The sequence below is a fragment of the Shewanella frigidimarina NCIMB 400 genome, from assembly GCF_000014705.1.
Taxonomy (GTDB): domain Bacteria; phylum Pseudomonadota; class Gammaproteobacteria; order Enterobacterales; family Shewanellaceae; genus Shewanella; species Shewanella frigidimarina.
On record NC_008345.1, the window covers coordinates 3935516 to 3948645 of the forward strand.

Here is a 13130-nt window from a genome sequence, read left to right on the forward strand (position 1 = left end):
AAATGACTCACATTGCTTATCCTGAGCATTACATCAGTGGGATAATTTCTCGATAAGCTTGATTATTCTGATACTGTTTCAAACGTAAAATAAACTCATCGCTGCGCACAATCTCAGGATTATCCTTTAACGCATCAATTGCTTTTTTCTGGGTATCAATTGCCGCAGAAAAATCACCAAGCTCAGCATACGCGGCCGCAAGATTATCTAATACCGTTGGATCATTCTGATTTTGTTCGAGTAATTTTAACGACATTGATACTGCACGCGAACCATCTCGGTATTCGGCCTCAGGGCACGTGGCTAATATCCACGCAATATTGCCCATTGAAACGGCATCCCCCGCAGCACTAAACTGCTCCATTGCTTTGCCGCAATTACGCACAACACCATCACCACCAGCAGAATAAATAAACCCTAAACGAAAATGAGCCCACTTATCTCCTTGTGCGACCATTTGCAGATACCATTTTTCTGCCAGCGCTAAATCACGCGGAATTAATTTACCGTCAAAGGCTAAATCAGCTAATGTTTGTTGCGCCTTAATATTGTGTTGTTGTGCAGCAAGATTAACCCAGCTTAATCCTTGCTTAGTATCTTGAGTAACAAATCGTCCGGAAAGGTTCATTAAACCCAATAAAAATTGTGCATCTGCATTGCCCTGTTTGGCTTTAATCTGAATATGAACCAACTTAGTCGCCGCCTGAGACTCAATAGAGGGCGGGATAACAAACGCTTTTACAGATGAACTAAGTCCACTTAATAAAACAACACAGGCAATAAACCCGATTTGACTCAGTTTTTTCACACATACCTCGACAACTATTTATGAAGCTGATTAAATAACATTAGCTAACTCATGGATCCAATACAATAGACAAATGACATTAGCAATAATTCAATCGTAGTGATGATTAAGACAAATTCACAAAAAAAGTCGACCGTCATCACAAATGAGATAAATTTAATCTTAAATTTAACAAGTTAATATACACTACGCACACTTCTAAATACGATCTCTATCAAAGTTTTCACGGTTTCAATAGCGTAGAATGCTTAATTAGATATTACTTACTTTCATTTTTAATCAATCGAGGAACATCGTATGGCTCTGATTGGTAAGCCAAAACCTGACCCAACATTAGAATGGTTTCTTTCACATTGTCACATTCATAAGTACCCTGCAAAGAGTACTTTAATTCACGCAGGTGAAGATTCTGACACTTTATATTACATCGTCAAAGGTTCCGTTGCTGTATTGATCAAAGATGAAGAAGGTAAAGAAATGATCCTTTCTTATCTAAATCAAGGCGACTTTATCGGTGAATTAGGATTGTTTGAAGAACAATCTGAACGTACTGCATGGGTTCGTGCTAAACAAGCATGTGAAATTGCAGAAATTTCTTACAAGAAATTTAAGCAATTGATTCAGGTAAACCCTGAAATCTTGATGAAACTTTCGGCGCAAATGGCCTATCGTTTACAAAGTACTAGCCAAAAAGTAGGCGACTTAGCGTTCCTTGACGTTGCTGGTCGCATTGCACAAACGTTATTACACCTTGCAAAACAACCTGATGCTATGACACATCCTGACGGCATGCAAATTAAGATTACACGTCAAGAGATTGGTCAAATTGTTGGTTGTTCACGTGAGACCGTTGGTCGTATTTTAAAAATGCTTGAAGAACAAAATTTGATCCAAGCACACGGTAAAACGATCGTAGTTTACGGTACGCGCTAAACAACAAAGGGCTAACGACGAATCAAGCTAAATGTTTATGCCTTAATCATATAGGCTTCAGCTTGATTTAAGCCAAGATACTTAAAGTGGTGTTCATACTCTGAACGCCACTTTTTCATTTTGGAGCGCCCATGAATAGCTTGTTCTTAACAGCAATAAGCAGCTTAATGGCCATCACCATTAATCAACAAGATATTCCCGCAAAAGAACTCCCTCTGGACCATGACAACGTCCAAAAATTAGTATCTTCTGGTAATATACGTTCATTAGATGATTACTTAACTTGGTTGTCGCAGTATTGTGATGGTCACTTAATCGACGCCCAACTTTATCAACACCAAGATAAATGGCGCTATGATCTACAATTTAAGCTAAAACAAGGGCATGTTGTTAATCTGCAATTAGATGCAGCTAACGGTATGCAAGATTCATTGACTCAATTACCGAGCGAATGTACTAAACATGAAACTGTTACTCGTTGAAGATAACCCTTTACTCGTTGCCGAGCTTGAAAAACAACTCAAGCAAGCTGGTTATATTACGGATGTCACAGATAAAGCTATTGAAGCCGATTATTTGATGAAAGAAACTGATTATGACTGTGTCATTTTAGATATCGGATTACCTGACGGAAATGGCTTGTCATTAGTGACTAAATGGCGTGAACGTGGCATAAATACCCCGGTAATCATGTTAACTGCCCGAAGTCAGTGGCATGAAAAAGTTGAAGGCTTTAATGCTGGCGCAGATGACTACTTAGGCAAACCGTTTCATGCGCAAGAACTCCTCGCACGTATTCAAGCACTCATCCATAGAGCCCATGGGCGGGTTAACTCGTCATCCAAGCAGCTATGTTATGCAGGGGTTAATTTAGACGAAAACGAGCAAAAGGTGACTGTTGGCGAACACATATATGAGCTGACGTCGATGGAGTTTAGGTTACTGAAAATATTCTTAATGTCACCAAAGAAGCTTCTTTCGAAGCAACAGCTTACTGACAAGCTTTATCAATTTGATGATGAAAAAGAAAGTAACGTCGTTGAAGTTTATGTCACACACTTACGTAAAAAACTCGGTAAAACCGCTATCGAAACTCGGCGTGGTCAGGGTTATATCTTCCATGGCATTATTGAATGATTTCGATTCGGTTTAAATTAAGCCTCTGGCTCAGTGGCTTAATCATTATTGCTACGCTAATAGGCTTATTTTTATTTGAGTCGATGCTTCGAGATGCGTTTCATGACTCTATTATTAATCGTCTTGAAGAAGATTTAGAACATATCATTATCGCCACTAGGCTCGATGAGGGTGAGATCGTTATCGACCAAAACCAATTATCCAGCTTTTACCGACCAGCCTATTCAGGGCGTTATTTCCAATTAAATCTGCCCGACCGCACTATTCGATCACGTTCATTGTGGGATGCCGAATTACAAATTGAACAGTTACAAGCACAGCAGAAACGAGTTTGGCAGGCTAAAGGGCCAAAAAACAATGATATGCAGTTGTTATCTATCGGCATCGGCGCGCCAAACAGTCACAACACAGCCACATTAACTGTCGCCCAAGATCTCAGTATCGGACGGCGTGTGTTTAGCGAAGTGTTTGGTACTAAACTGGCAATCAATATCGGTATGTTATTGGCGATGATCGCCGGTATCTTCATTATTTTACGCCAATCATTTAAACCGGTGAATCAAATCCAAGGGGCACTGGCTAAATTGCGCGAAGGTGAAATAGCTTCATTAGCCATTTCACAAATTCCAGCAGAAATCCGCCCGCTAGCCGAAACCTACAATGAGTTGTTAGACTACACAGCCAAACAAATTGAACGTAGCCGCAATAACCTAGGTAATTTAAGCCATGGCTTAAAAACCCCATTAGCAGTCATGCAGCAACAAGTTGAAGCGCTCGGGCTCACTCATCCGGATGCCGCTATAGCAATGCAGCAGCAATTAGATTTAGTTCATAAAATGATTGAACGTAAATTGGCTGCAGCAAGGATAACGGGAGACATGCTGCCCGCAGCACAACTGGCGGTGCCAAAAGATTTTGATAGCTTAATCCAAACGTTACATAAAGTGCATCATCAGCGGAGCATTGATTGCAGCATTGTGAATCCGCAACATATTAGTCGTATTCCAATACATCGCGAAGATGGCATGGAGCTGTTTGGCAATCTGCTCGACAATGCCTTTAAATGGGCAAACTCACAGGTTCATGTCAGCATCGAAGAATTACCATCGGGAGTGATATTAATTCAAATTGAAGACGATGGCCTCGGTGTAAAACAAGAGCAAATTGCATTATTAACCTCTCGTGGCACCCGACTAGATGAAGCAACTATTGGCCACGGGTTGGGCTTATCGATTGTTAAAGAGATTTGTGACCAATATGGTTTTGTATTGCAATTTAGTCGAAGTAATACATTACAAGGGCTTAATGTCAGTATATTGATGAGCAACTAAACTTTCTTGCCTGGAATAAGCAATAAAAAAGACCTAACTGAGCGATCAATTAGGTCTTTTTCGTCCATGCATAAACATTACATCATTGCATTGGTACTTTCAAAAATCTTGTCGGCAGATGCTGCAACAAAGCCAGTATAAAGCTGACCATTAGCCATTGGATAACGACGGGCAAATTCATAGAAACAACTTGGAATTTCCACATCGCCATCGGTAAAGTTCACAACCACTTTATCAGCCATGGTAGAAGACTGCTCTAACAAGACTTCTGGCGATCCTTTAACTTCACCGCCAGAGCTATTTAACACAAACCCAGCCTGCTTTAAGGCTTGGTTTACATCTTCAATACGCTCAAATTCAGGCAGATCGTTAATTGAAACCGTAAAGTGATTGGCACGGTAACCTAACGCAGCAACCCACGCAGCATATTCGCTTTCAGCAAGTAATGCTTGGTAAGTCGCTTTATCTACATCCCAATGACGACCAGAATATATGAAGTTATCTGCCGTGGTTGCCGCAATATCAACCTGATCGATTAAACCATGGATGCTCTTTTGCACCTCAGGGCTAAATTCTTCAACTAACAACTCAGAGATAAACACCTTTGGCTGTTTTGGATCCGGATGTTCAAAGTGCTTAGCTATCAGCTTTTTCTGCTCAAACTTATAATCACCACTGTCGACATAACCGATAGAGGTGAAATGTTTAGCCAATACGCTTAAATTTACTTTAGCGATATTAAAAGTACGCAAAGCGATATGGTCATTGATGATTGGCGCGCCATGGCCTAAAAGCTGATGAATTTTCGCCGCTGAAGGCGTCATCTTAATGTAGTCTTGCCACAAGGCAGCAAATAAAGCATTAACGTCAGTATGCATGGTTAAATCCTTCTAAAATAAGGCTGGTGAACAAAGTCACCAGCACGGATCATGCGATGAATTTATCAGTTAAATTGATAAACCAGGGCTTAAAGTAGCAGGTAAGCTTACGGCATCTGCTTCCATTGAAGCGACAGGGTAAGCACAGTAATCAGCAGCATAAAATGCACTTGCACGATGATTACCTGAAGCGCCAACGCCACCAAATGGTGCCGCACCTGATGCGCCTGTAATCTGCTTATTCCAATTAACAATACCAGCACGAATGCGCGCTAAAAAGTAATCGTAATCTTCACGGCTATCCGCTAATAAACCAGCTGATAAACCATAACGAGTCGCATTGGCTAAATGAATAGCTTGGTCAAAATCGCTGTAACGTACTAATTGCAATAATGGACCGAAATATTCTTCATCAGGTAACTCAGCGACTTTAGTGACATCTATTAAGCCTGGAGTGACTAAACCAGTACCAGCTTCAACTTGCACTAACTCAACTAATGAAACACCACCTAATGACTGAAGTGTCGCCTGTGCGGCAACCATGCCACGTGCAGCGGTTTCAGAAATCATCGAGCCCATAAAAGGTTGTGGTTGAACGTTCCAAGCACCCACTTTAATTTGCTTAATAGCCTTTACTAGCTCTGCGATTAACGCATCACCTTGTGCGCCCTCTTCAATATATAAACGACGGGCACAAGTACAACGCTGGCCAGACGAAATATAAGCAGACTGAATAATGTCATGGACCGCAGCTTTGGTATCGGTAACGCCTTTAACGATAAGCGGATTATTACCGCCCATTTCTAAGGCTAAAATCTTACCTGGGAGGCCAGCATATTGTTCATGTAAAATATGCCCAGTACGTGAACTACCGGTAAAGAATAAACCGTCAATTTGTGGATGTGATGCTAACGCTTTACCGGTTTCAACTTCACCTTGCACTAAGTTAACCACACCTTGTGGTAAACCAGCTTTGTCCCAACACTTCAGCATTAACTCAGCCACTTTAGGCGTTAATTCTGATGGCTTAAACACCACTGTGTTACCGGCCAATAATGCTGGTACTATGTGTCCGTTTGGTAGATGGCCTGGGAAATTATAAGGGCCAAATACCGCTACAACACCATGAGGCTTGTGACGTAATACGGCACGCCCTGCAGGTAAATCATTGGTTTCAGTGCCGGTACGTTTGTCATGGGCTTTTGCCGACAATGCTATCTTGCCAATCATAGCGCCCACTTCAGTGGCAGTTTCCCACTGTGGCTTACCGGTTTCTTGAGCGATGGTTTCTGCGATCTCGGCTTTATTAGCTTCTAGTTGTGCACGATACGCTTCGACTATGGCTAAGCGAGCTTCATAACCCAGCATAAACCAATCAAACTGTGCCGCACGAGCGGCATCTACAGCTGCATTCACTTGAGTAGCAGTAGCCGTGTTACCTTGCCAAATTACGTCACCGTTGGCAGGGTTTTTCGAATTGATTTCATGACCTTCGCCAGCTAACCACTGACCTTGAATATATTGTGTCATTTCTTGCTCCTACATTGCTAAAACACGAATTTGCTCGCCATCGCTCACCAGTAAACCAGCGGCGATTTCAGGGCTGAGCACAACATTGTCGTGTTCATCAGAGACCAACAATTTAGCTGCTGACGCACGATAATCAGCAAGCGAGGTGTTGGAAATAATAAAATGATGATCGGCATGTGGCATCTTGCCAACTGAAACGGTCAATAAACGGCTCTTTTTCACTGAGCGGATCTCAGCTAGTGCACATTCAACCGTTGGGCCGCCATCAAAAATATCGACATAATTACGGAACTTAAAACCCTCTGCTTGTAATAAACGCAATGCTGGCTTGGTGTTTTTATGCACTTCACCAATCACTTTTTGGGCTTTTTTAGGCAACATGCAAACATAAACGGGGTTTCGCGGCATCATTTCGGCCATAAAGGCTTTTTTGCCTAAACCAGACAAGTAGTCTGCTTCAACAAAATCGATACCTAAAAAGTGATGTTGTAACCATTCATAAAACGGCGAGTCACCATGATCATCACTCACACCACGCATTTCAGCAATAACGGTATCGCCAAAGCGCTCAGGATGCTGTGCTAATAATAAAAAGCGCGAGCGTGATAACATGCGGCCGTTGTTGCCTTTGCGATATCCGTCTTTTAAAAACAGGGTGCACACTTCTGCTGCGCCAGTGTAGTCGTGGCATAATGTGAGGGTTTCAACTTCATTGCGAACAGAAATTTGCTGAGAATGATAGACCTCAGTACCTAAACGGTAATGATAAAAAGCATCTTGCATGCCGACGGCGGCTTCAATACCACAGGTACCGACAACTTCATTGGTCTTTGTATCTTCAAGCACCATTAAATAACCTTCGTCAAAAGGTTTATCAATTTGCTTGATAAAAGATGCCTCTGCCCTAGCAATCTTCGAACGCAGTAACTCTTCGTTAACTGGTAAAGATGTAAAACCGTGGCCTGACTCAACTGCGATACCATAAAGTGCATCGTAATCACTTGCACGGATAGGACGTATGATTAACATCTTAATCTCCTCATTGCGCCATAAGCGAACCGCGCTGAAATACATTTCAACGCGTATTCACCCAATTGGCGTACCCAAACAAATTAGTGCAAGCTAAGCCTGCACTAAATTTGCAAATTAACCAGCAACCACTTTTGCTACTGCGCGTTCAAAACGCAACAAGCCTTCTGCGATGTCTGCTTCTGGGATCACTAATGAAGGAGCAAAACGCACAACGTTTGCACCAGCCATCAAACTCATAAGGCCTTCAGCAACAGAAGCAACCAAGAAGTCACGGCTACGACCTTCATATTGTTCATTTAATACCGCACCGATTAACAAGCCTTTACCACGTACTTCACTGAATACGTTGTATTTGGCGTTAATAGCCGCTAAACCATCACGGAATAACTGTTCGCGATGTTTAACTCCGTCCAACACTTCTTTGGTATTAACCACGTCCATTACTGCATTACCTACAGCACAAGCCAGTGGGTTGCCGCCATAAGTAGAACCGTGAGTACCAATTTTTAGGTGAGCAGCAATTTTTGCGCTAGTTAGCATTGCAGCAATAGGGAAGCCACCGCCTAGCGCTTTGGCACTGGTTAAAATATCTGGCACGATGTCTGTACCCATGTAAGCAAATAACTCACCAGTACGGCCTACACCAGTTTGTACTTCATCAAAAATCACTAATGCGTCATGCTTATCAGCTAAACGACGTACTGCTTTTAAGAACTCAGGATCACCATTGATAATCCCGCCTTCACCTTGAAGAGGTTCAAGCATAATGGCACAAGTCTTGTCAGAAATTACCGCTTCAAGTGCTGCGATATCATTAAATGGCACGTGAGTAATACTTTGTGGCTTAGGGCCAAAACCGTCTGAATAAGCAGCTTGTCCGCCAACTGTTACAGTAAAGAATGTACGGCCGTGGAAAGCTTTATCGAATGCGATGATTTGGTCTTTATCTGCACCATGGTTATCTAATGCATAACGGCGAGCTAATTTTAATGCTGCTTCATTGGCTTCTGCACCCGAGTTAGCAAAATAGACGCGCTCAGCAAACGTTGCATTAACTAACTTTGTCGCTAATTCTAGTGCAGGCTCGTTGGTCATTACGTTTGATAAATGCCATAACTTTTCGCCTTGCTCTTTTAATGCTGACACTAAAGCTGGGTGACAATGACCTAAACAATTTACTGCAATACCACCGGCAAAATCGATGAATTCATTACCTTCTTGATCCCATACTCGGCTACCTGCTCCGCGAACAGGAATAACAGCGGCAGGCGCATAATTAGGCACCATAACTTCATCGAATTGGGCACGGGTTAGATTCATTTCTACACTCATTGCATTTCATCCTTCAGGTTGTAAGCGGCTTGAAAGCCGCTGTTTCCGCTGTCTGCTTTATATTCTGTAAGTGCATTAGCGGAAGTTTGTGTTATTTATGCGACATTATTAGCGAAAATGTGATCAAAATACCAGTTCAGTACAATTAACTTCTGCAGGCCTTATTGGTATTCTGCATAAAGATTGATAAATATGACTAAACAACGCATTTATTGGGGGTTATGAAGCATAAATAGTCATAAAAAAAGTTATTTGACTCGAATTTGTGTAGCTATTCATCAAAAGTGAATAATTACACATATTTAACATTTACCCTTTTGATAGAAAAAAGCTATTTAAAGTAAATCAAGCTTCCGAAAATTTTGGCCTTTAAGCCTAATCAGTTCTTGCGCCGAAAACTGATAATAATCAAACATAATACGTTTCTCTTGTGGATCGATTTGTTGTTGCTCTTCTAACAAAAGCACTTTGGCATAACAACTCGCCTTAGCCACAATGGCGGCATCGGCTGATAGCTCTGTAAAGTGGTAATCGTGGTCTAACTCTTTTAACACTTGTGTAATCGGGGAATCATCAAATTTCAGTAAACTCAATAGTTGCCAATTTAAACGGTGGCTATGGAGTAATACTTGCCCCAATACTTCCTCGGCAGGAAAGTCTGTTGCCATAATGGCATCGTAAACTTGTTTTTCTCGGCTATGGCTTGCCTCTCGTAACCAAGTCCCCCAAGTGTTATCAAATATACGTCCACTTTGGCTCAATATAATCGAGGTAGAAAATTGGTACATTAACGCACAGCTATAAGCCAAACCAGGCTCTTCATTATGTAACTCTGCTAAGGTTTGCGCTGCTATGGCACTTACCATGCTGTAACGCCAAAGCTTGCGGGTGATCCATAATAAGTTAGCGTTACCTGAAGGTAACCAGTTACGTAAACAAAAATAAGGGATCAACAAACGTAAATGTTCAATACCAATGTAGTTAAGCACTAGCTTAATGTCGGTCACTTGAACATCGCCATGTTTAGGGCGGCGGTGACGAGATGCTGGACTATTAATTAAATTGATTAAATCACGTGATAACCAGTTAATACTTTCGATAATCGGTCGAAGTCGATTAATGTTCAGATCTGGGTGTAATAGAAGGTCTAACAATAAAATTTGATTTTCGCTAATTGCTGATGCTTCTAATATCATTTGAGGATGAGCTAATTGATGCTCTATCGCATTATTAACTGTATGAGTTAACAGTGCGGATACCTCAACATATACACTTTTCTCTTTTGCTTGTTTCTCAAGACGCATTTTTAATGCTTTACGCTCAATATCAAGTTTATTAGCGCTCTCTTCTAATTCTGCGCTCAACTCATCAGGCATAGCATTGGCTTTATGCTTACCCACTATAAGTTGTTTATAGAGTCGGCGCTCAATCTCAATGACTTTTCCGGGCCGAACTCCACCTGCTATTGATATTGCCACTCACATTGCCTTTTACAGTTTTCATCACTTAATCATAAAAATTAAGGCTTCTCAAAGGAAGCCTTAATAGATATTTATTTGTTTTTTTGAACTCAGAGCCGATTACTTCAATTCTTGTTCAAACAGTTTATAAATACGACGATACTGATCTAACCAACTTGAAGGTTGCTTAAATCCATGCGGTTCGACAGGATAGATTGCGGTTTCAAACATCGGCTTTTCTAATTCAATAAGCCGTTGCACCATGCGCACACTGTCTTGGAAAAACACGTTGTCATCTAACACACCACTCATGATCAATAGTGGTTTCTGTAACCCCTGAGCATGCTCTATTGGTGAGCTACGCTCATAAGCGATAGGATCGACGTCAGGCGTATTTAAAATATTAGAGGTATAAGGTGCATTATAATGTGCCCAATCAGCTACAGGGCGCAATGCGGCTCCTGCTTGGAACAACTCAGGCTCATTGAATAACGCCATAAAGGTAAGGAAACCACCGTACGAACCACCATAAGTGCCCACACGCTGTGCATCCACGTTAGCATTACTTGCCATCCATGCTACACCATCTTTTAAATCTTCAACTTCAGGATGCCCCATGTTGCGATACACCGCGGTTCGCCAATCACGGCCATAACCTTTTGAACCACGGTAATCCATGTCCATCACTACATAACCTTGTTGGGTTAGGAGGTTATGGAACATGAACTCACGAAAATACCCCGAGAAACCATAATGAGCATTTTGTAAATATCCAGCACCATGGTTAAACACTACAGCAGGATATTTGTCTGCTTGGGTAGCATCATAACCTTGAGGCAAATAAACCCGCGCATAAATGTTTCCCGCCCCATGGCTTGAAGGAACCGTCACTATCTGCGGTGTTTGCCAAGGATATAGTGTAAATTCAGGGCTAGTATAATGCGTTAATTGGCTCATTTTTCCGCCAATAGGTTGAATGTACAGTTCATCAGGGTGAACAGCAGATGAAGCCGTTAGTAACAATGATTGTCCATCAGGGCTCAAATTGTAATCCAATGTGCCCAGCCACTGAGTCAGTTGCTCTGTTTTACCTGTGGCAATCTCAACACGGTAAACATTGTAGCTACCTGGATGGTCTTTATTAGCACGATAATAAAGGTGTTTTGCGTCGGGTGATAACGTCACATTATCAACCACAAATTTGCCATTGGTAAGAGCGACTACTTTGCCAGCTGCCGTTTTAGTATAGAGCTGAGAAAAACCAGACTCTTCAGATAAGTAGTACATGTTATCGGTACCGGTTATCCACCCAAATTGATTAAAATTATAGTTTACCCAAGCATCGTCATGTAACCGATGTTCGGTTGTTAGTTTGCCTTTTTGAAGGTCGACACTGGCGATCCAGCGATCTTTGTTGTCAACGGCTTCCAGCATCACTAATAATTTATCATCAGACTCATGCCACTGAATTGCGCTTTGGCTCCACTCCCAATCTTGCATTAACTGGACTAAACGCGGAGCATTTTCGCTTTTATAGCTTTTGCCTTGGGCCTTAGCATTTTCAGTTTTGACACTCGCCAATACGTCTTGATCAAAACCAGTTAGACCTTCGATGGTAATGTCTTTTTTATTGTGTTCAATAAGGTCGAGTAGCACTAAACGTTGACCTGGAAAAGCGTCTTCTGCAACACGTGAACGTGCTGGCACAGGATCGACATAACCTTCTTGGCCCAAATAATTCGGCATAATGTCGTGTTCTGCACGCCAATCATAATTTTTGTCCGTTAAGGCCAATATCACATAACGTCCATCAGGCGACAGGCTCATTTCTGAAACCACTTCAGCATCACCTAAATACCAAGGTTTAGCTGAAAAAGTAGGATCGGCTTTAGCCAATGAATCTCGGTATTCATCACGTGTGACACTGTTGTCATGTTCCATGGCAACATATTGAATAAGTCTATGCTGTTGCTTAGCAATAAAGCTGCTTGGCTGTTGCGTCGTTTTAGGTTCGTTTTCCATTTGGATTGCGGCAATTTGTTCTACTAGGCCGCTAGACTGGTGCACTCGGAAAATATTATTACCTTGCCAGAATGCAAGGTCGCCACCATTTAAAAAACGTACGCCATTAATTGCATCGTTTTGACGGGTAAATTGCTTTATTTCACCGTTTGATAAATCTTTTACAAATACGTTACCTTGATAAATATAGGCTTTTTGAGTCTTGGCCTGATCGAAGACACCATTACGTTGATCGGCAAGGTGCAACTGATTAAGTGCAAGCTTGTTTGCCTCGGACTGTCCAATAGCTTGTTGATAAAAATCACGGACCGGAGATTGATGTGCTTGGCGACTGAAATATACCGATTGACTGTCATCGCTCCAATAAGCTCCTTGAGCAAAAATTCCCATCCAATCTGGATTGGCCATAATTTGATTAAGTGTCAACGGTTGCTGGGCTTTTGGAGGCTGTGCTAATGGCACGGTCAACGTTGTTGCACTCGGCGCTGCGATAACCATTGTATCGTCATGTTTGGCCGTGGCAGCACAACCACTTATCATTGCCAAAGAAAGTGCGCTCACCGCAAAGTTTCGCATAAAGCTTGTCATGGTTATCCCTTTTATTATTTTAAGCGCTATTTATAGCACAAATAGACGCGAGAATTTAGCCAGATTAGTTGCAGAAGTT

At 41.8% G+C, this 13130-nt stretch carries 11 protein-coding genes; 4 read left to right on the plus strand and 7 right to left on the minus strand.

The annotated features are described in order from the left end of the window. Positions 1-28: 28 nt before the first annotated feature. Entirely contained in the window at positions 29-808 is a 780-nt protein-coding gene (locus SFRI_RS16970) for a tetratricopeptide repeat protein (RefSeq protein WP_011638730.1), read from the minus strand. Positions 809-1105: 297 nt separating this feature from the next. On the opposite strand from SFRI_RS16970, the gene crp reads away from it, so the two are divergent. The 4 genes from crp (at position 1106) to SFRI_RS16990 (ending at position 4209) form a co-directional block, all read left to right on the plus strand. Next, entirely contained in the window at positions 1106-1741 is a 636-nt protein-coding gene (gene crp, locus SFRI_RS16975) for a cAMP-activated global transcriptional regulator CRP (RefSeq protein ID WP_011638731.1), read from the plus strand. Positions 1742-1872: 131 nt separating this feature from the next. Then, positions 1873-2223, plus strand: coding sequence for a PepSY domain-containing protein (locus SFRI_RS16980; RefSeq protein ID WP_011638732.1), 351 nt, complete (start codon positions 1873-1875; stop codon positions 2221-2223). Then, entirely contained in the window at positions 2204-2878 is a 675-nt protein-coding gene (locus tag SFRI_RS16985; protein WP_011638733.1) for a response regulator transcription factor, read from the plus strand. The genes SFRI_RS16980 and SFRI_RS16985 overlap by 20 nt, the downstream gene beginning before the upstream one ends. After that, entirely contained in the window at positions 2875-4209 is a 1335-nt protein-coding gene (locus tag SFRI_RS16990; RefSeq protein ID WP_011638734.1) for an ATP-binding protein, read from the plus strand. Before SFRI_RS16985 ends, SFRI_RS16990 begins: the two co-directional genes overlap by 4 nt. A gap of 77 nt (positions 4210-4286) precedes the next feature. Here the strand turns inward: SFRI_RS16990 and SFRI_RS16995 are convergent, their stop codons facing one another. The 6 genes from SFRI_RS16995 to SFRI_RS17020 form a co-directional block, all read right to left on the minus strand. Continuing rightward, complete coding sequence (locus tag SFRI_RS16995) at positions 4287-5087, minus strand: DUF1338 domain-containing protein (RefSeq protein ID WP_011638735.1); 801 nt, start codon at positions 5085-5087, stop codon at positions 4287-4289. A gap of 69 nt (positions 5088-5156) precedes the next feature. Then, positions 5157-6617 carry a succinylglutamate-semialdehyde dehydrogenase gene (gene astD / locus SFRI_RS17000; RefSeq protein WP_011638736.1) on the minus strand — a complete coding sequence of 487 codons (1461 nt, stop codon included), beginning with the start codon at positions 6615-6617 and terminating at the stop codon, positions 5157-5159. Between the two features lie 9 nt (positions 6618-6626). Beyond that, positions 6627-7646: an arginine N-succinyltransferase gene (astA, locus tag SFRI_RS17005; protein ID WP_011638737.1), complete on the minus strand. Its 1020-nt coding sequence runs from the start codon at positions 7644-7646 to the stop codon at positions 6627-6629. Positions 7647-7763: 117 nt separating this feature from the next. Next, positions 7764-8981: an aspartate aminotransferase family protein gene (locus SFRI_RS17010; protein ID WP_011638738.1), complete on the minus strand. Its 1218-nt coding sequence runs from the start codon at positions 8979-8981 to the stop codon at positions 7764-7766. 335 nt (positions 8982-9316) lie between these two features. Further along, positions 9317-10459 carry an HDOD domain-containing protein gene (locus SFRI_RS17015; RefSeq protein WP_011638739.1) on the minus strand — a complete coding sequence of 381 codons (1143 nt, stop codon included), beginning with the start codon at positions 10457-10459 and terminating at the stop codon, positions 9317-9319. 102 nt (positions 10460-10561) lie between these two features. After that, positions 10562-13051, minus strand: coding sequence for a S9 family peptidase (locus SFRI_RS17020; protein ID WP_011638740.1), 2490 nt, complete (start codon positions 13049-13051; stop codon positions 10562-10564). Between the last annotated feature and the right edge of the window lie 79 nt (positions 13052-13130).

Excerpts from the sequence above, each read along its gene's own strand:
- astA (WP_011638737.1), bottom strand. The coding sequence starts at position 7,646 with ATGTTAATCATACGTCCTATCCGTGCAAGTGATTACGATGCACTTTAT.
- SFRI_RS17010 (WP_011638738.1), bottom strand. The coding sequence starts at position 8,981 with ATGAGTGTAGAAATGAATCTAACCCGTGCCCAATTCGATGAAGTTATG.
- SFRI_RS16995 (WP_011638735.1), bottom strand. The coding sequence starts at position 5,087 with ATGCATACTGACGTTAATGCTTTATTTGCTGCCTTGTGGCAAGACTAC.
- SFRI_RS17020 (WP_011638740.1), bottom strand. The coding sequence starts at position 13,051 with ATGACAAGCTTTATGCGAAACTTTGCGGTGAGCGCACTTTCTTTGGCA.
- crp (WP_011638731.1), top strand. The coding sequence starts at position 1,106 with ATGGCTCTGATTGGTAAGCCAAAACCTGACCCAACATTAGAATGGTTT.
- SFRI_RS16990 (WP_011638734.1), top strand. The coding sequence starts at position 2,875 with ATGATTTCGATTCGGTTTAAATTAAGCCTCTGGCTCAGTGGCTTAATC.
- SFRI_RS16985 (WP_011638733.1), top strand. The coding sequence starts at position 2,204 with ATGAAACTGTTACTCGTTGAAGATAACCCTTTACTCGTTGCCGAGCTT.
- astD (WP_011638736.1), bottom strand. The coding sequence starts at position 6,617 with ATGACACAATATATTCAAGGTCAGTGGTTAGCTGGCGAAGGTCATGAA.
- SFRI_RS16980 (WP_011638732.1), top strand. The coding sequence starts at position 1,873 with ATGAATAGCTTGTTCTTAACAGCAATAAGCAGCTTAATGGCCATCACC.